This is a genomic window from Pseudomonas rhizosphaerae (genome assembly GCF_000761155.1).
GTDB lineage: Bacteria > Pseudomonadota > Gammaproteobacteria > Pseudomonadales > Pseudomonadaceae > Aquipseudomonas > Aquipseudomonas rhizosphaerae.
In genome coordinates this window covers 3450167-3469920 of sequence record NZ_CP009533.1, presented here as the reverse complement: position 1 = coordinate 3469920, position 19754 = coordinate 3450167, and the positions used below count along the sequence as shown (strand labels likewise).

At 58.9% G+C, this 19754-nt stretch carries 16 protein-coding genes, 1 tRNA gene and 1 pseudogene; 12 read left to right on the top strand and 6 right to left on the bottom strand.

Annotated elements, in window-relative coordinates; genetic code table 11:
- The first annotated feature begins 357 nt into the window (after window positions 1-357).
- Window positions 358-873, top strand: a complete 516-nt coding sequence (locus LT40_RS20975) for a hypothetical protein (protein ID WP_052393447.1) — start codon at window positions 358-360, stop codon at window positions 871-873.
- Between the two features lie 1351 nt (window positions 874-2224).
- Here LT40_RS20975 and LT40_RS22100 read toward each other — a convergent pair.
- The 3 genes and pseudogenes from LT40_RS22100 to LT40_RS15400 form a co-directional block, all read right to left on the bottom strand.
- Window positions 2225-2938 (bottom strand): methyl-accepting chemotaxis protein, encoded by a 714-nt coding sequence (locus LT40_RS22100; protein ID WP_420329695.1) that lies wholly within the window; start codon window positions 2936-2938, stop codon window positions 2225-2227.
- A 141-nt stretch (window positions 2939-3079) separates the two neighbouring features.
- A pseudogene (locus tag LT40_RS22095) lies at window positions 3080-4129 on the bottom strand (methyl-accepting chemotaxis protein); the annotation flags it as partial.
- Window positions 4130-4550: 421 nt separating this feature from the next.
- Window positions 4551-4627, bottom strand: a tRNA-Arg gene (locus LT40_RS15400).
- A gap of 310 nt (window positions 4628-4937) precedes the next feature.
- On the opposite strand from LT40_RS15400, the gene gabD reads away from it, so the two are divergent.
- Entirely contained in the window at window positions 4938-6380 is a 1443-nt protein-coding gene (gene gabD / locus LT40_RS15395) for an NADP-dependent succinate-semialdehyde dehydrogenase (RefSeq protein ID WP_043191829.1), read from the top strand.
- A 125-nt stretch (window positions 6381-6505) separates the two neighbouring features.
- Window positions 6506-7786 (top strand): 4-aminobutyrate--2-oxoglutarate transaminase, encoded by a 1281-nt coding sequence (gene gabT, locus LT40_RS15390; protein WP_043191825.1) that lies wholly within the window; start codon window positions 6506-6508, stop codon window positions 7784-7786.
- 45 nt (window positions 7787-7831) lie between these two features.
- Here the strand turns inward: gabT and LT40_RS15385 are convergent, their stop codons facing one another.
- The 3 genes from LT40_RS15385 to desA form a co-directional block, all read right to left on the bottom strand.
- On the bottom strand, window positions 7832-8140 hold the full coding sequence (locus LT40_RS15385; protein WP_043191823.1) for a hypothetical protein: 309 nt from the start codon (window positions 8138-8140) through the stop codon (window positions 7832-7834).
- A 341-nt stretch (window positions 8141-8481) separates the two neighbouring features.
- Window positions 8482-9471, bottom strand: a complete 990-nt coding sequence (locus tag LT40_RS15380) for a GGDEF domain-containing protein (RefSeq protein WP_084139895.1) — start codon at window positions 9469-9471, stop codon at window positions 8482-8484.
- A gap of 161 nt (window positions 9472-9632) precedes the next feature.
- The gene (gene desA, locus LT40_RS15375; RefSeq protein WP_043191818.1) at window positions 9633-10817 is read right to left on the bottom strand and encodes a delta-9 fatty acid desaturase DesA; all 1185 of its coding nucleotides are present in this window, start codon (window positions 10815-10817) and stop codon (window positions 9633-9635) included.
- Window positions 10818-10964: 147 nt separating this feature from the next.
- Here desA and dibA point away from each other — a divergent pair, with 147 nt between their 5' ends.
- From dibA to LT40_RS15330, 9 genes are all read left to right on the top strand, one after another.
- Entirely contained in the window at window positions 10965-12839 is a 1875-nt protein-coding gene (dibA, locus tag LT40_RS15370; RefSeq protein ID WP_043191816.1) for a phosphodiesterase DibA, read from the top strand.
- Window positions 12840-12946: 107 nt separating this feature from the next.
- Window positions 12947-13129, top strand: a complete 183-nt coding sequence (gene oscA, locus LT40_RS15365; protein WP_043191814.1) for a sulfur starvation response protein OscA — start codon at window positions 12947-12949, stop codon at window positions 13127-13129.
- A 58-nt stretch (window positions 13130-13187) separates the two neighbouring features.
- Window positions 13188-14198: a sulfate ABC transporter substrate-binding protein gene (locus tag LT40_RS15360; protein WP_043191811.1), complete on the top strand. Its 1011-nt coding sequence runs from the start codon at window positions 13188-13190 to the stop codon at window positions 14196-14198.
- Window positions 14199-14306: 108 nt separating this feature from the next.
- Window positions 14307-15125, top strand: a complete 819-nt coding sequence (cysT, locus tag LT40_RS15355; protein WP_043191809.1) for a sulfate ABC transporter permease subunit CysT — start codon at window positions 14307-14309, stop codon at window positions 15123-15125.
- 14 nt (window positions 15126-15139) lie between these two features.
- On the top strand, window positions 15140-16006 hold the full coding sequence (gene cysW / locus LT40_RS15350; protein WP_043191806.1) for a sulfate ABC transporter permease subunit CysW: 867 nt from the start codon (window positions 15140-15142) through the stop codon (window positions 16004-16006).
- A gap of 3 nt (window positions 16007-16009) precedes the next feature.
- Window positions 16010-16999: a sulfate/molybdate ABC transporter ATP-binding protein gene (locus LT40_RS15345; protein WP_043191804.1), complete on the top strand. Its 990-nt coding sequence runs from the start codon at window positions 16010-16012 to the stop codon at window positions 16997-16999.
- A gap of 142 nt (window positions 17000-17141) precedes the next feature.
- Window positions 17142-17723 carry an alpha/beta hydrolase gene (locus tag LT40_RS15340; protein ID WP_043191802.1) on the top strand — a complete coding sequence of 194 codons (582 nt, stop codon included), beginning with the start codon at window positions 17142-17144 and terminating at the stop codon, window positions 17721-17723.
- 53 nt (window positions 17724-17776) lie between these two features.
- Window positions 17777-18718, top strand: coding sequence for a sigma 54-interacting transcriptional regulator (locus LT40_RS15335; protein WP_043191799.1), 942 nt, complete (start codon window positions 17777-17779; stop codon window positions 18716-18718).
- Between the two features lie 100 nt (window positions 18719-18818).
- The gene (locus LT40_RS15330) at window positions 18819-19601 is read left to right on the top strand and encodes a MetQ/NlpA family ABC transporter substrate-binding protein (protein WP_043191797.1); all 783 of its coding nucleotides are present in this window, start codon (window positions 18819-18821) and stop codon (window positions 19599-19601) included.
- Window positions 19602-19754 lie beyond the last annotated feature (153 nt).

The following is a 19754-nucleotide window of genomic DNA, read 5'->3' as shown; positions in this document are numbered from 1 at the left end:
TTGAAAAACTTTCAGATGGATGTGAGTGGCTAATTATGGATTATGGATGTTAAGTTGGGTACGACATCCCGTTGGCACGAGTTGGTTCTACAAAAATCGAAAAAACCTCTCGGTCTGTACGATTTCAAGCTCCACAGGTGGGGAGTCCCTGCAGAAGTTTGTCGCACCGAGTCCTGAGCAGGTCATTGCAGCGTTGCAGTTTTTTGTTGAAAGTACCGAAATTGGGGTGCTATATGCCAATGCTTGTTAAATTTTTAGGCCGGAGTAGTCCAAAGACGTCTTAGCGACAGCTGTCGACCCAATGCTCAGCAGGTATTTGCGCTGCTGCTGGCAGAGAACAATGAAGTTCAAAACGCCTTGGCACAGGTCACGGCGGGCGCCAAGGTCGATTCGGTTGTGCAGGAGCTGCAAAACCGGCTAGGGTTCAGCGACGCCCGGAAGGAGATGATTCGCGACGCTATGGTGGCGGCTGCGTCGATGGCGGTTGGGGGGAAGGCGGGTAGGGGGAGTGCGGGTGGGGCGAAAGGTAGCTCCGGGGCTGAAAGCGCTATCAATCAAGGCAGACTCAACTCTCAGCTCTTAGCTGAAGAGGTCGCAAGTGGACATGCTTTCCAGAAACATGTGGTTGAGCGGCAGGAGTTTGCCAATCTTGGTATTAGTACAAAAAATCAGTTTCAGAATTTTGTTGAGAACATCGTTTCTAACCCGGCGATCGAGCGTCGCCAATCCGTTGATGGAACGATATACTATCTCGATAGCTCAACTAAGACTATTGTAACTCGCGGACAGAGAGGTGAGGCTACCGCGTTCAGACCTGACCAGGGTGGTGTCGGTTGGGATAACTACATTAAATCTCAGGTCCCCAAAAAATGAATGATCCAATTAATGAGCAAGATTATATTAGTTTGAAGGTCACACCAAGAGAGCTTAGGTATTTTGTGTCGTGCGGATTGGCTTTAATTCAAAATGTTCCAGATGAGTCTCTGTCTACCTATTGCGGCCTAAGTAAAGATGAAATCATTGAGGTTTCTGTGCGACTGAGGGAGGTCGCCGAAAAATTAGGCGTTGATATGTAATTTTTTGGAGGGGGTAAGCGAGCTTAGTCGCTTACCTCGGGTGCAAAATGGACTGCGCTTTTTGGTGAAATTAAAACGGTTTATGATTCTGCCCACGCCCCGTACAAGGGCAGCACAATAATCGGTCACGTACTGTCTTAGAGGTTATATCTAATCCAGCATCAGGTAGTGTCGTTCCGATGAGGAATGGTATGACAGATACTCGCTGGCCTGGCTCAGACGGTTGGGTAAAAATGACGCAGAACGTCAACGGTGTTGAAGTTCATTATGTGCGAAACACGAATTCCGGTGCTGTTGACGATTTCAAATTTAAGTGACGATCATGCGCGTAATCTGCATAAGTAAAAATGGTAAATCCCTCTCGGACCAAGTGATCCGCTTGGGCTATACGGTAGAGTCGAACTTCTCCCTCTCCGTAGGTACGGAGTATGAAGCGTTCGCAATTTCGTTGTGATGTGGTGTAATTCTGCTTTTATTAGCAGACGAGGACCATCTGCCTAATTGGTTTCCGATGGAACTCTTTTCGCTGAGCGATTCCGGCATACCAGCAGCATGGTCGTTTTACCCAGCTTGGCTAACGAGAAAGGATTACAGGCTCTTTGGAGTTATGAGCAATTAATTAATGATACATCGCATTATGAGGGCCTGATAGAACGTGACCCTACCGCTTTGCGCCACTTTTACGAGGAAGAGTGCATGCGCCGTCGATGTGTCTAGTGAGCTGGTGCTAAAGCAACGTGGAAGAAACCATTTCAAGTCTCGGAGCTGGTTGGCAGCTACTCATCCTGACTATTGCGCCGCCACCTCGTCGATGGTGGCAAATGCGCAGGCAGAGCAGAGCATCTCAAAGACCTCGCAGCCACGGCTGTCGCCCCAATACCCAGCACGTCTTTGTTCTCTTGGTGGCTGAGAACCATGAAGTTCAAAACGCCCTGGCACATTTCACAGCGGGCGCTAAGCTCGATTCGATCGTGCAGAAGCTGCTAAACCGGTTAGGGAAGCACGGCTCAGGCGCTTGAAGCCAACAGTTATCCCTGAGCCTAATTACTCAACTTGCACCAAACCCTGCCTACTCCAGTAACCACCACAAACAAGCCCCAAGCTCTCACTTGGGGCTCCACACCGTCTCAGCTTTCCCAAACCCTACATCACAGCACAAACTTACTCATCAGCCCCTGCAAATGCACACCCAATCGTGCCAACTCAACGCTGGACGATGCCGTTTCCTCACTCGCCGAAGCCGTCTGCTCGGAGATGTCCCGAACGTTGATCACACTGCGGTTGATTTCCTCGGCCACCGCGCTCTGCTCTTCGGCGGAAGCGGCTATCTGCTGGTTCATCGATTCGATGGTCGTGATGGATCGGCTGATGTTGCCTATGGATGTACCTGCATCACGGGTCAAGGCAACGCTGTCATCGGTCAGCAGGCGGCTGTTTTCCAGGGTGGTCGCAACTTGCGCGGTTCGGGTGTGCAAGCCGTCGATCAGGGTCGCAATTTCTTCGGTTGAAGTCTGAGTGCGCTGGGCAAGACTGCGGACTTCATCGGCGACCACGGCGAAGCCGCGTCCGGCCTCACCGGCGCGTGCGGCTTCGATGGCGGCATTGAGGGCCAGCAAGTTGGTCTGTTCGGCCACTGCCTTGATCACGTCGAGCACGCCACCGATCTTGTTGCTTTCCTGCTTCAGCTCATCCATTGCAACTTTGGAGCGCCCGACCTCAGTGGCGAGTGTTTCGATCTGAATGACGGCCTTGGAAACTACGGCGTCGCCTTCGCGCACTTCTCGGGAGGCGCTGACGGCGGCATCCGAAGCCTGCTCGGCATTGCGTGCAACTTCCTGCACGGTGGCGGCCATCTGGTTCATGGCGGTGGCAACCTGGTCGGTTTCAGTACGCTGGCTGTTCACCCCTGCGCTGGTCTGCTCGGTCACGGCGGAAAGCTGTTCGGCAGCACTTGCGATCTGGGTAACGCCATCGCGCAGGCCGCCGATCAACTGGCGCAGGTTCAAGGTCATGCGGTGCATGCTGATTTGCAGCAGGCCAAGTTCATCCTTGCGCGTCGGGGCTTCATTGTGGGTCAGGTCACCATTGGCTACACGGTCGGCCAGTTGCAGTGTTTCCCGCAGCGGAATGACGATCATTCGGGTGATGATCCAGGCCGCCAACGCGCTGGCGATAAGGGCTGCAACCAGCCAGAGAATCAACATGCGGTTGGCTTGATCGACGTCTGCAAGGCGCAAGTCGACCTGGTTCTGTGCCAGTTGATTGGCCGAACCGAGCAGGACTTCGATGTTCTTCGAGATGCCCGCTTGGCCTTGGTTAATGGTGGCTTGCGAAGACGAGAATCCGTTGATGGCGGACCCATAGGCGTTCATCGAGTCCACCAGGCTGGCGACAGCGGCGTTGTCGAGACCGGAACTCGTCAGGCTTTTCATATAATCGGAGGCTGCAGCAATGGAAGTAACAGCCAACTGCTGGGCCTCGGGTTTCAGGGTGTAGGTGTACCCACGAACATCGAAGCGCATCTTTTGAAACAGCATCAGCGCTCGTTGCACCGCCTCGCGCTGCGCGGCGTCACCGTCCATTGAGTTGGCGCGCCCATTCAACTGCCGCAACTTTGCGTCCGCGGTGTCGGCATTGGTGCCAAAGACGTCTCTGCTGGCCTCACGCGCGTGTGTGGCAGTGATGATGCTGTTGTAATGATCCTTGTATTCCTTCATGGCTGCCATCGCAGTTTTAACATGAGGAATATTGAGTTCGGAATTCAATACGCTGTTGAGATACTCAAGATGGTTATCGAGGTTTTCATAGGCTTTGAGCCAGCTGGCGGCATTGGCGTCGTCTGAATTCTGGGTGTACACCAAGCGCGCGATGCGCATGTCTCGCGTCAGGGTGCTGAGCTTGGCAATGTCCGTGATGCGCTCGCTGCGCTCGCTCATGGAGGCGATGCCTCGCCAGCCCGTCCAGGCGATCAGGACCGTCAGTATGATCACAACCGTGAAGCCAAGTGCCAACTTTGATCTGACTGATAAGTTGGTCAACGCATTGTTAAACATGTAAGCCTCTCGAATATCTGTTTTAAGTTTTCCAGTCGGCTCCTCCATGCCATTGATGCGTCAATGCCATCGGCTGGGGGGCGGAGATCTTTAACAAATATTTTTTAAAAGATGTGCTTATTTTACATGTTACAAGCCGCGGGAAAAGTTCAGGGCTTTGAGTGATTTTTTAATATAAAAATGTTTCGAAATGGTTTTCCGAAAGCTGGAGAATTTGGTCATTTTTTAGGCAGACAGCGCGTGGCTTAGGTGGAGGGATAGCGAAGGCTTGATTCAGCGATACGGCCGTGTGTCATAAGGCAGGCGTAGAGGGGCAGAGATCAGAAGTCGAAGCTTCGATGGATGCGTGGAATAAAGGAGATCTGCGAGCCGGGGCTTCGGGTAGCGAAGCTGGATGCAAGAATATAGAGGGGGGAAAAGATGGTGCACCAGGCGGGATTCGAACCCACGACCCCTGCCTTCGGAGGGCAGTACTCTATCCAGCTGAGCTACTGGTGCAACGCGGGCGCCATGATACCCATGTCGGGGGTGGTCGTCCATTGCGATAACCGTCCCATCGTTTGTAATCTGCTACGGTGACACTGACGCGAGCCGGACGCGCCTGCATCTCCGAGGCCAATCGTTCTTTTTTTCGAACGGCCTATTGTCCTTTCACCCCATAGATCCTAGGATTCGTTTGAGATTTCAAACGCTCTTGTCTGGTCGCTGAAACGCGTGAGTCCATCCATGCGGTATGTCCACCTCAGCCCGGGCGCCTTCTCATCCCTCCATTCGTGCCGTTACGTACGGCGCCGTTAAGGAAGCCGACATGCAGCTCAAAGACACCTCGTTGTTCCGCCAGCAAGCCTATATAGATGGTGCGTGGCTGGGCGCCGACAGTGGGCAGGCCATCAAGGTCAGCAACCCTGCTACCAACGAAATCCTCGGCACCGTGCCGAAAATGGGCGCCGCTGAAACGCGTCGCGCCATCGAGGCTGCCGACAAGGCGCTGCCGGCCTGGCGTGCGTTGACCGCCAAGGAGCGCTCGAACAAGCTGCGCCGCTGGTTCGAACTGATGATCGAGAACCAGGATGACCTCGCACGTTTGATGACGCTGGAGCAGGGCAAGCCACTGGCCGAGGCCAAGGGCGAAATCGTCTACGCGGCGTCGTTCATCGAATGGTTTGCCGAGGAAGCCAAGCGCGTCTACGGCGACACCATTCCCGGTCACCAGCCGGACAAGCGCCTGATCGTGATCAAGCAGCCCATCGGCGTGACCGCAGCCATCACACCGTGGAACTTCCCCGCCGCGATGATCACCCGCAAGGCGGGTCCCGCGCTGGCTGCCGGTTGCACCATGGTGCTCAAGCCTGCCTCGCAGACGCCGTTCTCGGCGCTGGCGCTGGCTGAATTGGCCGAGCGCGCGGGTATTCCGAAGGGTGTGTTCAGTGTCGTGACCGGCAGCGCCGGCGACATTGGCAGCGAGCTGACCAGCAACCCGATCGTGCGCAAGCTGAGTTTCACTGGCTCGACCGAGATCGGTCGCCAGTTGATGGCCGAATGCGCCAAGGACATCAAGAAGGTCTCGCTGGAGTTGGGCGGCAACGCGCCTTTCATCGTGTTTGACGATGCCGACCTGGACAAGGCGGTCGAGGGCGCGATCATTTCCAAGTACCGCAACAACGGCCAGACCTGCGTGTGCGCCAACCGCATCTATGTGCAGGACGGCGTGTATGACGCGTTCGCCGAGAAGCTAAAGGTGGCGGTGGGCAAGCTCAAGATCGGCAACGGTCTGGAAGAAGGGACCACCACGGGCCCGCTGATCGACGACAAGGCCGTGGCCAAGGTCAAGGAACACATTGCCGATGCCGTGGGCAAGGGCGCAACCGTGCTGACCGGTGGCAACGCACTGCAGGGCAACTTCTTCGAGCCGACCGTATTGGTCAACGTCTCCAAGGACGCCGCCGTGGCCAAGGAAGAAACCTTCGGTCCGCTGGCGCCGTTGTTCCGCTTCCAGGACGAGGCCGAAGTGATCGCCATGTCCAACGACACCGAGTTCGGCCTGGCGTCGTACTTCTATGCCCGCGACATGAGCCGGGTGTTCCGTGTCGCCGAAGCGCTGGAATACGGCATGGTCGGTATCAACACCGGTCTGATCAGCAACGAAGTGGCGCCGTTCGGCGGCATCAAGGCTTCGGGCCTGGGCCGCGAAGGCTCCAAATACGGCATCGAAGACTATCTGGAAATCAAATACCTCTGCATTTCGGTGTAACCCACCGCGCAGACACCCTTGGCGGCCGGCGTCCGCAGCAGTCGATCATCGTATGCTGCTGCGGGACTCACCGGCCGCTCAATCCTTGAATCACGCCGACCGATGAGCGGCGAATGAGGAACTTCATGAGCAAGACCAACGAATCCCTGATGCAACGCCGCCAGGCAGCCGTCCCGCGCGGCGTGGGCCAGATTCACCCGATCTTCGCCGAGTCGGCGCAGAACGCCACGGTTACCGACGTCGAAGGTCGCGAGTTCATCGACTTTGCTGGCGGTATCGCGGTGCTCAACACTGGCCACGTCCACCCCAAAGTGATCGCCGCCGTACAGGCGCAATTGCACAAGCTGACCCACACCTGCTTCCAGGTGCTGGCGTACGAGCCGTACGTTGAAGTCTGCGAGAAGATCAACGCCAAGGTACCGGGCGACTTCGACAAGAAGACCCTGCTGGTGACCACCGGCTCCGAAGCCGTGGAAAACGCTATCAAGATCGCGCGTGCCGCCACCGGCCGCGCCGGTGTCATCGCCTTCACTGGCGCCTACCACGGTCGCACCATGATGACCCTGGGCCTGACCGGCAAGGTCGTGCCGTACTCGGCAGGCATGGGCCTGATGCCCGGCGGTGTGTTCCGTGCGCTTTACCCCTGCGAATTGCATGGCGTGAGCGTCGACGACTCCATCGCCAGCATCGAGCGCATCTTCAAGAACGACGCCGAAGCCCGTGACATCGCCGCGATCATTCTGGAGCCCGTGCAGGGCGAAGGCGGTTTCTATGTCGCGCCCAAGGCTTTCATGCAGCGTCTGCGCGCCCTGTGCGATCAGCACGGTATCCTTCTGATCGCTGACGAAGTGCAGACCGGCGCAGGCCGTACCGGCACGTTCTTCGCGATGGAGCAGATGGGTGTTGCGCCCGACCTGACCACCTTCGCCAAATCCATCGCTGGCGGCTTCCCGCTCGCCGGTGTGTGCGGCAAGGCCGAGTACATGGATGCCATCGCACCAGGTGGCCTGGGCGGCACCTATGCTGGCAGCCCGATCGCTTGCGCCGCGGCACTGGCCGTGATGGAAGTGTTCGAGGAAGAAAACCTGCTGGACCGCAGCAAGGCCGTTGGTGAACATCTGGTAGCAGGCTTGCGTGCCATCCAGTCCAAGTACCCGGTCATCGGCGATGTGCGTGCCCTGGGCGCAATGATCGCCGTCGAGCTGTTCGAAGGCGGCGACACCCACAAGCCGAACGCCGCAGCCGTGGCCCAGGTCGTGGCCAAGGCTCGCGACAAGGGCTTGATCCTGCTGTCGTGCGGTACTTACGGAAACGTCCTGCGCATCCTGGTGCCACTGACTGCGCCAGACGAGCAGTTGAATAAAGGTTTGGCCATCATCGAAGAGTGTTTCGCTGAACTGGCTTGAGTGATGTGATTGTTTGATAGAAAAGCCCGCTTCGGCGGGTTTTTTTTATGGGGCTGTTTTATCTTGCTGGGTAACGCAGTGGTCGAATATCGCTTGGGCTATCCAGTTGGGATCGTTCTGGAAGTCGGGCAAGATGTTGAAACGCCCCATCATGTGATCGCTGCATGTGAAGCCTCGTTCCTCGGCATGTTCATCGGAGCATATACCGCCCCAGTCTGGATTGACATCGGATGGGAGGTTGCTGGGCGTGGCATATAAACTTTCGCAGGTGTGAATCTGAATGCCAGTATTGGTATCGGCACTGGTTTCAGCCAATGGCAATACCAAAATAGTAAGTGCGAATATCTTTTTCATATACCAATCCTTGGTCGTAGAAAGTAGAAGAAAGTGATTTGAATCTGCCAGTTGATGTTTGTTTTATAAATACGGGTAGCAAGGAGCGAGCAAGGTCGTTTGCTATGGCTATGAGGAATAACAGCATGCTGGCATGCGGGCTGGGGACTTTTTTTCAAGTAATTCTGGTCGCGTTCCGTTGCGATGAGACCAAGTAAATCATGGTAGTGATCGAGTCTCAAGGAAGCCAAGCTATCTGCTGATCAGCAATGGTAAACAGGTTTTTCAAGAGAACGGGGTTTCTTGGAATACGCCTGTGCAGCAGTTCTCTGCACGCTAACCCGCGCAGCTGCCGGGAAGCCCTACGCTGGCACGATCTGATTCTTACCCTGACGCTTGGCCTGGTACATGGCGGCGTCAGAGCGGGAGAAGAGCGAGTCGAGCATTTCGTCCTGGGGCTGGATGCTGGTCAGCCCCTGGCTCACGGTTACGCCGTAGCTTTTGCCGTTGTGGTTGAAGCTCAGGCGTTGGATCTCGCGCTGCAGGCGTTCGGCGATCTGCATGGCCATGTCGGGGGCGCAACCTGGAAATACCGCGGCGAATTCTTCGCCGCCGATGCGCCCGAACAGGTCGCCACGGCGCAGCACTGCGCGGCCGGTTTCGGCGATGCGTTGCAACACGTGGTCACCTTCCTGGTGGCCGTAGGTATCGTTGATCATCTTGAAGTCGTCGATATCCAGCAGCAGAAAGGCCATGGGCGTGTCGTTGAGGCGTGACTGTTCGAACTCGCGGTGGGCGCATTCGAAAAAATGTCGACGGTTGCTGCTCTGGGTCAGCACGTCGGTGGTGGCGAGGCGCTGCAGCTCGCCTTCAAGGTGCTTCTTTTCGGTGATGTCCTCGGCGATGCCCACCACGATCACCCGCTGGCCTGCATCCACCTGATGACTGACGAAGCATTTGTCGCTGAGCCAGCGGATCTGACCGTCGGCGCTGATGATGCGGTATTCGCGGTCTTCGACTGAGCCTTTGTCGAGCACCTCGGCCAGGCTGCGATCGGCATAGTCGAGATCGTCAGGATAGATGCTGTCGCGCCATTCGTTGTAGTCGGCCAGCAGCAACCCCACCGAGCGGCCGAAGATGCGCTCGTAGGCCGGGCTGACGTAGATCATCTGCTGGGTTTCCCAATCGAACGCCCAGAGCACCGCATTGACGCTGACCAACAGCGAGCTGAACAGCTGTTCGCGCTCCTTGAGCCGCGCGACTTCACCCTGGGCATGCATCAAGGCCAGTAGGGTTTCAGCGGCTTCGGGTAAGGGTTTGACGGGTGTAGAAGGTAATTTTTTATTGACCATCATCACGGCATCTCAGAGGCGTTGGGATTACTGCGAACGGATGCGCGAAAAAGCGCGGCCAAGGCATGATCCCAGGCGGTAGCGCTATGAGTCTGAGAGCGGAAAATTGTAACGAAGTTCCGAACGGCACGCCCCGGGGCCAGGGCGCACCGATAAACGGCTCAGGCTACGGCGGGCCGCAACGAGTAGGTCTTGAGTTGGGTCGCAAAGTCGCGCAGGGAGTGAATGCCGCTGGCTTCCGCCTCTTGGATCCAATCCTTGATGGCCGCCAGCATATCATGCCCATTGGAACTGGTGCGCGCCCAGATCTGTTGCAGGGCCAAGCGCTTTTCGTAGATGACTTTCAAGGGATGGCTGTGTTCGAGCATCTTCTGGATGTGCAGATGATGACCCTCGTCCAGCAGGCTGGTTTCACGCGACAGCAGGCGTTTGGCCCGGCGGAACTGGTGACGTACCGATTCGTCGACCTTGCTCAGTTCTTGTTGCACCAGTGGCGCGATGACCAGCTTGCGGTACTGGGCCATGATCTGGAAACGGTTGTTGAGGATCGCCATGGCAGTGTCCATGTCGAGCTGGCCCTTGCCTTCCACACGGTGGGCGATGGGTGCCACGCGCTGCACCCTGGCCAGGCGCAGCCAGGTGAACAGCTTGATCCACGCCCAGCCCATGTCGAACTCCCATTTCTTGACCGACAGCTTGGCCGAGTTGGGGTAGGTGTGATGGTTGTTGTGCAGTTCTTCGCCGCCCACGATGATGCCCCAGGGCACCAGGTTGGTGGCCGCGTCGCGGCATTCGAAGTTGCGGTAGCCCACGGCATGGCCCAGCCCGTTGATGACACCGGCGGCCCAGAAGGGAATCCACATCATCTGCACGGCCCAGACGGTGAGGCCCAGGGCGCCGAACAGCAGCAGGTCGATGACCAGCATCAGGATCACGCCGGTATGGCGAAAGCGTGAGTACAGGTTGCGTTCGATCCAGTCTTCGGGGCAGTTCTTGCCATAGATACGCAAAGTTTCGGGGTTTTCCGCCTCTTTGCGATAGAGCTCGGCACCGGTACGCATCACGGTGCCCAGGCCTTTGATGACCGGGCTGTGCGGATCGTCGACGGTTTCGCATTTGGCGTGGTGCTTGCGGTGGATGGCGGTCCACTCGCGGGTGTTCTGCGCGGTGGTGAGCCACAGCCAGAAACGGAAGAAGTGCTTGAGCCCGGCGTTGAGCTCCAGGGAGCGGTGGGCAGAATAGCGGTGCAGATAGACTGTGACGCCGACGATGGTCACATGGGTCAGCAACAACGTGACTGCCACCACTTGCCAGGCGGACAGATCGAGAAAACCGTTGTACCACATAGGGGGGAGGGCCCTCGGTTGGGTGGGTAATGCGTGCAGCGCATTATCGACAAGCTATCAGAGAAAGCCAGTCGCTCTTTTGAAGAAGAGTCGCTGAATGTTTCTATTCTATAATTGATACACATTTTATGTTGGCCGATTGACCCTATGTCTGTTTTATCTCGGGTTACAACGCGCGCCGTTGTGATTTACCTGATTGTCTGCGTGGTGTGGTTCCTGTTGTGCGATCGTGTGTCGAGTGGCCTTTTCGGTACCTGGCTGGCCGGATGGGAGCTTCATCTGGCTGCTTGTGCGGTAGGGATGATGGGCAGCGCGTTCGCTTTCGCCTGGCGGCGCGCGCGCCAGGCCAGTCGTGAAAGCCGGCGATTGTCGGCAGCGGTCTTCGACTGCACTGCCGATGGCGTGCTGGTGACCGACATCACGGGGCGCATCCTGCAGGTCAATCGCGCCTTCATGGCGATCACCGGGTACGACGAACACGAAGTGCTCGGGCAGAATCCGAACACGTTCAAGTCCGGGCAGCATCCGCCGGCTTTCTATCAACAGATGTTTCGCACGCTGGCCGAACACGATCAGTGGAGCGGCGAGATCTGGAACCGCCGCAAGGGCGGTGACATTTATCCACAGTGGCAGACCATCCGCGGGATTCGCGATGACCGGGGTAAGCTGAGCCACTATGTGGCGGTGTTTTCCGATATCAGCGCGATCAGGCATTCGCAGCGCGAACTGGCCCATCTGGCACATCACGATCCATTGACCGGGCTGCCCAATCGCCTGCTGTTCAGCCACCGCGCCGAGCATGCGTTGAGCACGGCCAGGGTTGAACGTCGAAGCTGTGGGTTGCTGTTGATCGACCTCGACCATTTCCAGAACGTCAACGACAGCTTCGGTCATGGCGTTGGCGATCGTCTGTTGATGTCGGTGGTCGAGCGTCTGCAATCCGGGTTGGGCGAGGAGGTGACCCTGGCCCGCCTGGGCGGTGACGAGTTCGCGGTGCTGATGGAAGGCGAGTTGCGCAGCGGTCAGGCAACGGCGCTTGGGCAGGTATTGCTCGAGGGTCTGCGTGCGCCGTTCGTTATCGACGGGCACACCCTGTTCATCAGTGCCAGCATCGGCATCAGCCTGTTTCCCGACGATGCCCAGGGTGCCGAACAGCTGTTGCGCAACGCCGACTCGGCGCTGTTTCAGGCCAAGGCGCGGGGTCGTTCGAGCTATGCCTTGTACACCCAGGAGCTGACCACGCGGGCGCAGCAGCAGATCGAAGTGACCGCCGAACTGCGCCAGGCCCTGGCGGACGGTCAGTTGTGCGTGCATTACCAGCCGGTGCATGCGTTGCGTGATGCAGCCATGGTCGGAGTGGAGGCGCTGGTGCGCTGGCAACATCCGGAGCGGGGCCTGGTGCCGCCCGGGCAGTTCATACCGATCGCCGAGCGCAGCGGTCTGATCGCCGAGATCGATACCTGGGTGCTGGCCACGGCGTGTCGTCAGATGCGTCGCTGGCAGGACGAGGGCAAGGCACTAGATTTCGTGGCGGTGAACATCTCCAGCCGTCTGTTCAGCCACCATGATCTCTATCGGCAGGTAGAAACGGTCCTGGCCGAAACGCAACTGGCGCCCGCCCATCTGGAACTGGAAGTGACCGAAAGTGCGGTGATGGACGATCCGGACCGCGCCCTGGAGCAACTGCACCACCTGCGCGACCTTGGCCTGCAACTGGCGATCGACGACTTTGGCACCGGTTATTCGTCCCTGCTCAGGCTCAAGCGCCTGCCCGTTCACAAGCTCAAGATCGACCAGGGCTTCGTCGCCGGCCTGCCGGGCGACGAAGACGACGTGGCGATCACCACGGCGATCATCGCCCTGGCGCACAGCATGGGCATGCAGGTTCACGCCGAAGGTATCGAGCAGGCCCATCAGGCGCAGTTCCTGCTGGAGCATGGTTGCGGGCTGGGCCAGGGCTACTGGTTCGGGCGTCCGGTCGAGGCCCGTGCCTTGCATTGGGTGGGGCAAAACCAGGGATAAATACGTTTGGTTATATGAAAATTCTTAAACAGTATTTTTAAGAATAATAGGACCTCTCTAATATCGCGCTCACGCCACCTTGGCACCCCTTATCCAGGAGCATGATCATGAGCGCATCGCTACGCAGCGTAGAAGGACAGGACGAAGCCACCATTCTGCGGGAAATCCAGAGTGCGCTGCGCGACCTGCGTTTCGGTGCGGTGGAGATCACCGTGCACAACGCTCAGGTCGTGCAGATCGAGCGCAAGGAAAAATTCCGTTTGCAGAACCCGGGCAACAAGCCCAGCTGAATACGCGTGCTGCGCATCAGCCATAAGAACAACACCCGCCATTCCAGGAGCTTCGTCCATGTCTATCCGCCGTTATGCCTTGGCAGCCCTCGCCAGTGCCGTATTTGCCGGCTCCGCAGTCGCCAAGGACTACGAGCTGCTCAACGTGTCCTATGATCCGACCCGTGAGCTGTATCAGGAATACAACGCTGAGTTCGTCAACTTCTGGAAGAAAGAGCACGCGGGCGACAACGTGTCGATCAAGCAGTCCCATGGCGGTTCGGGCAAGCAGGGTCGCGCGGTGATCGATGGCCTGCCTGCCGATGTGGTGACCCTGGCACTGGCCGGTGACATCGACGAGATCAGCCGGCTGGGCAAATCCATTCCGGAAAACTGGCAGACCCGCCTGCCGGATGCGAGCACGCCGTACACCTCGACCATCGTGTTCCTGGTGCGCAAGGGCAACCCCAAGGGCATCAAGGACTGGGGCGATTTGATCAAGAACGATGTTTCGGTGATCACCCCCAATCCGAAAACCTCCGGCGGCGCGCGCTGGAATTTCCTGGCCGCCTGGGCCTATGGCCTGAAGGCCGGCGGTGGCGACGAAGCCAAGGCCAAGGAATACGTGCAGACGCTGTTCAAGCACGTGCCAATCCTGGACACCGGTGCCCGCGGCTCGACCATTACTTTCGTCAACAACGGCCAGGGCGATGTACTGCTGGCCTGGGAAAACGAAGCGTTCCTGGCGCTGAAGGAAGACGGCGGCGCGGACAAGTTCGACATCGTCGTGCCTTCGCTGTCCATCCTGGCCGAGCCGCCAGTGGCGGTGGTCGACAAGAACGTGAAGAAGAAGGGCAACGAGGCAATCGCCGAGGCCTACCTCAAGCACCTGTACAGCCCGGCTGGGCAGGAAATCGCGGCGAAGAATTTCTATCGTCCACGCGACAAGGACGTGGCAGCCAAGTACGAGAAGCAATTTCCGGCGTTGAATCTGGTCACTATCGACAAGGATTTTGGCGGGTGGAAAACTGCACAGCCCAAGTTCTTCAATGACGGTGGGGTGTTCGACCAGATTTATCAGGCTCAATAAGTTATAGACATGCGTTGAGGCGGCTGGCCTCTTCGCGGGCGGGCGGGCGGCGAGCCCTCTGCCCGCGAAGAGGCCCGATTGCGTAAACCGTATTCATCAAGGACTTCTATGTCGCGTCGTATCTCCCCCGTCATACCCGGCTTCGGGCTGACGCTGGGCTACACCGTCGTGTACCTCAGCCTGATCGTGCTGATCCCCCTGGCCGCCATGTTCGTGCATGCCGCGCAGCTGACCTGGGAACAGTTCTGGACCATCGTCACCGCACCTCGCGTACTGGCCGCCTTGAAACTCAGTTTCGGCACGGCGTTGTGCGCAGCGATCATCAACGGTGTGATCGGCACCTTGCTGGCTTGGGTGCTGGTGCGCTACACCTTCCCCGGACGCAAGATCATCGATGCGATGATCGACCTGCCGTTCGCCCTGCCCACGGCCGTGGCGGGCATTGCCTTGACCGCGTTGTATGCACCCAATGGTTTGGTCGGGCAGTTCGCCGCCGACCTGGGCTTCAAGATCGCCTACACCCCGTTGGGGATCACTCTGGCATTGACCTTCGTCACCCTGCCGTTCGTGGTGCGCACGGTGCAGCCGGTGCTGGCGGACATTCCGCGCGAGGTCGAGGAAGCCGCAGCCTGCCTGGGTGCCAAGCCCTTGCAGGTGTTCCGCTTCATCCTGGGGCCGGCGTTGTTGCCCGCCTGGCTGACCGGTTTCGCCCTGGCTTTCGCCCGTGGCGTGGGTGAGTACGGTTCGGTCATTTTCATCGCCGGCAACATGCCGATGAAGACCGAGATCCTGCCGCTGCTGATCATGGTCAAGCTGGACCAATACGACTACACCGGCGCCACGGCCATCGGCGTGATGATGCTGGTGGTTTCCTTCATTCTGCTGCTGCTGATCAATCTGTTGCAGCGGCGCATCGAAACCCCTTGAAGGAGGCTCCGCACATGTCTGCATCTTCCATTGCTGCCTCCACCAATGCGGCCCGACGTGGCAGCGCGACGTCACGCAGGGTGTTGATCGCCCTGGGCTGGCTGGTCTTCGCCGTGTTTCTGTTGCTGCCGTTGCTCATCGTCGTGTCCCAGGGCCTGAAGCAGGGCTTGGGGACGTTCTTCGCCGCCATCTTCGAGCCTGATGCGCTGTCGGCGCTCAAGCTAACCGTGTTCGCCGTGCTCATTTCAGTGCCGCTGAACCTGGTGTTCGGCGTCAGCGCCGCGTGGTGCGTGAGCAAGTATTCGTTTCGCGGCAAGAGCATCCTGGTCACCTTGATCGATCTGCCATTCTCGGTCTCGCCGGTCATTGCCGGCCTGGTCTATGTGCTGATGTTCGGTGCCCAGGGCCTGTTGGGGCCGTGGCTGCAGGACCATGACATCCAGATCGTGTTCGCCTTGCCTGGCATCGTGCTGGCGACGATCTTCGTCACCGTGCCGTTCGTGGCCCGCGAGCTGATCCCGCTGATGCAGGAGCAGGGCACTCAAGAAGAGGAAGCGGCGCGCCTGCTGGGCGCCAATGGTTGGCAGATGTTCTGGCACGTGACAGTGCCGAACATCAAGTGGGGGCTGATCTACGGCGTGGTGCTGTGTACCGCGCGGGCGATGGGTGAGTTCGGGGCCGTGTCGGTGGTGTCCGGCCACATTCGTGGCGTGACCAACACCCTGCCGCTGCACGTGGAGATCCTCTACAACGAATACAACCACGTCGCCGCCTTTGCCGTCGCGAGCCTGTTGCTGATCCTGGCGCTCTTCATCCTGCTGCTCAAGCAGTGGAGCGAGTCCCGTATTGACCGCCTGCGCAACAGCGCCGCGGAGGAATGATTAATGTCGATCGAAGTTCGTAACGTCAGCAAGCGTTTCAATGCCTTCCAGGCCCTGGACTCCATCAATCTGGATATCCAAAGTGGCGAGCTGGTGGCTTTGCTGGGCCCGTCCGGGTGCGGCAAGACCACCCTGCTGCGCATTATCGCCGGGCTGGAAACACCCGATCAGGGCAGCATCGTGTTCCATGGCGAGGACGTGTCCGGCCATGATGTGCGGGATCGCAACGTCGGTTTCGTGTTCCAGCACTACGCGTTGTTCCGTCACATGACGGTGTTCGACAACGTGGCCTTCGGCTTGCGCATGAAGCCTAAGCGCGAGCGGCCGACTGAAACGGTGATTGCGCAGAAGGTGCATGAGCTGTTGAGCATGGTACAGCTGGACTGGTTGCATGATCGCTATCCCGAGCAGTTGTCCGGTGGCCAGCGCCAGCGTATCGCCCTGGCCCGGGCGCTGGCGGTCGAACCCAAGGTGCTGCTGCTCGACGAACCTTTCGGTGCGCTCGACGCTAAGGTGCGCAAGGAGCTGCGCCGCTGGCTGGCTCGCCTGCACGAGGACATCAACCTGACGTCGGTTTTCGTTACCCATGACCAGGAAGAGGCCATGGAAGTGGCCGATCGCATCGTGGTGATGAACAAGGGTGTCATCGAGCAGATCGGCTCGCCGGGCGAGGTGTACGAGAACCCGGCCAGCGATTTCGTGTACCACTTCCTGGGCGACTCCAACCGCTTGCAGTTGGGCGGTGAGGAGCATGTGTTGTTTCGTCCGCACGAGGTGTCGTTGTCGCGCCATGAACTAGAGGATCACCATGCTGCCGAGGTGCGTGACATTCGCCCGTTGGGCGCGACCACGCGGGTGACGTTGAAGGTCGAAGGGCAGAGCGATCTGATCGAGGCGGAAGTGGTCAAGGACCATGACAGCCTCAGCGGTCTGGCGCGGGGCGAGACGTTGTTCTTCAAACCCAAGGTGTGGCAGAAGGCGTCAGGCCTGTAGCAGCGGCGCGAGCCGCGTCCGGGTTTGATGTAGCGCCCTAATGGAACCTTTGGTTATTACCAAATAGCTTCTTATTCCTTAACGCGTATAAATCCTTTCCCTATACTGGCCTCCTACGCAACGTTTGCAGGAGGCGCATCCCATGCGCAATCAATCGATCCGCTATCTGATCGTGCCAGGGTGGCAGGGCTCGTCCGACGACCATTGGCAAAGCCACTGGCAACGAAGCCTGCCCAACAGCGCGCGGGTCGAGCAGGATGACTGGCTGACGCCACGGCGTGAAGATTGGGTTGCAGCCCTGGACCGTGCGATAAATGCCAGCGCCGATCCGGTGATTCTGATTGCCCATAGCCTGGGCTGCGTGACCGTCGCGCATTGGTCGGTCAACGCATCGCTGGTCTCGCTGCGCAAGGTTCGTGGGGCCTTGCTGGTGGCCCCGGCGGACGTGGAGCGGCCCGCCTGCTCGCCGGCCCTGCGCAACTTTGCACCGATCCCCAAGCACCTGTTGCCGTTCCCCAGCCAAGTAGTGGGCTCGGACAACGATCCGGCTGCCAGTGCCCCACGGGCCTTGCAACTGGCCCGCGACTGGGGGGCCGAGGCAGGCATCCTGGCGGGTGCCGGACACATCAACGTCAAGTCCGGGCACCAGCGCTGGGAACAAGGTTTCGCCTACCTGTACCGCCTGCAAAGCCGCATGGACCAGCACACCCAGCTGCGCGCCTGATTGTCCGAAAACCAAGTACGCCGCCTGCATCCAGGCCGGTGGGAGCTTTGCCCATGACTGCATACCACGACACCTTCGGCCAGCCGCTGCTGACCTTTCCCGACGCCGACAAAAGCCCGCTGAGCATTCGTGCCAAGGCACTGGTATTCGTCGACCCGCGTTCGCGGCGCTTGCGCGAAGAGCTCGAAAGGCTGGCGCCCAAGGCGTTGCCGGTGCTGATCCATGGCGAGAGCGGGACCGGCAAGGAGCTGCTCGCCCGGCACATCCATCGGGCCAGTGATCGCGGCGGGCTGTTCGTTTCGGTCAACTGCGGTGCGATCAGCCCGACCTACGCCGACGCCGAACTGTTCGGCTACAGCGCAGGCGCCCACAGTGGTACGGCCAGCAGCCGGGCCGGCTGGTTCGGCTCGGCGAACGGAGGCACGCTGTACCTGGACGAGATCGCCGACCTGCCGCTGGCCATCCAGACCAAGTTGCTCGCGGCACTGGAAACCCACGAAGTCACGCGCGTCGGCGCGGCCCAGCCCAATCCGGTGGACGTGCGCCTGGTGGCCGCGTCGAGCATCGATCTGGCCCAGGCCGTGGCGGCCGGCAAATTCAACGAGCGCTTGTATGCTTACCTGGGCGAAGGCCGTTTGACCCTGCCGCCGCTGCGCGAGCGCATCGGCGACATTCTGGCCCTGGCCGAATATTTCCTGGGCATCTACAGCCATCGCCTGAACCTGGCGGTGCCGCTGATCAGCACTCATGCGCAGCAGGTGCTGGAGCGACACGACTGGCCCGGCAACACCCGCGAGCTGGAAAACGTCATCCATTTTGCCCTGCTGGTGAGCAGTGGTGACGAAATACTCCCCGAGCACCTCAATCTTCCTGTGGCGACGGACACACTGGGGCACCTCGAGCAGCAGCTGGCGCAGGCCGTCGAGCACGTCGAGCCTGCGGCATTGGCAAGGCTGCTGACCCGCCACCTAGAGCGTTTGCACAAAAAGGCATAAGCAGCGAACTAAAAGGTATTTGTAGGAATATTAATTCCGGGTATTGTCCGCGCAAGGCTGGCCATTTGCTGCCGCCGGCACCCAATTTCAAGGACTTAGCATGAAGAAGGCTTTGCTGTTCACCGCTCTGGCGGCCTCCCTGTCTTTCGGCCTGGCCAACGCGGCAGACAAACTCGTGATCGCGGCCACGCCGGTTCCCCACGCCGAGATCCTCGAACTGATCAAGCCGACCCTGGCAAAAGAAGGCGTCGAGCTGGACATCAAGGTCTTCACCGACTACGTGCAACCCAACGTGCAGGTCAACGAGAAGCGTCTGGACGCCAACTACTTCCAGACCCTGCCGTACCTGGAAAGCTTCAACAAGGGCAAGGGCACCAACCTGGTCACCGTGATCGGCGTGCACGTCGAGCCCTTCGGCGGTTACTCCAAGAAGGTCAAAGCGCTGAGCGAACTCAAGGACGGCGCAACCGTGGCCATCCCCAACGAAGGTAGCAACAGCGGCCGTGCGTTGATCCTGCTGCAGAAAGCCGGCCTGATTACCCTGAAGGACCCGAGCAACGCTCTGGCCACTCCAAAGGACATCGCCAGCAACCCCAAGAACCTCAAGTTCAAGGAGCTGGAATCGGCCATGCTGCCGCGCGTGCTGGATCAGGTCGACCTGGACATGATCAACACCAACTACGCACTGGAAGCAGGCCTGAACCCAGCCAAGGATGCCTTGGTCATCGAAGGTTCGGATTCGCCTTACGTGAACTTCCTGGTGGCCCGTCCGGACAACAAGGACAGCCCGGCCATGCAGAAACTGGCCAAGGCGCTGACCAGCCCCGAAGTGAAGGCATTCATCGAGAAGAAGTACAGCGGCGCGGTATTGCCAGCGTTCTGATTCCGAGCGTCACGACGGTTCACCTGAGCGCCGACAGCTTGTACAGTGTCGGCGTTTTGCTGTGTCCGGGCGGGGCCATCCCGGCAAATGAACCTCGAACCCCGTCTACAGTCGCATACACACCTAGCATCACAGCGCACGCAAAGGAGCCTG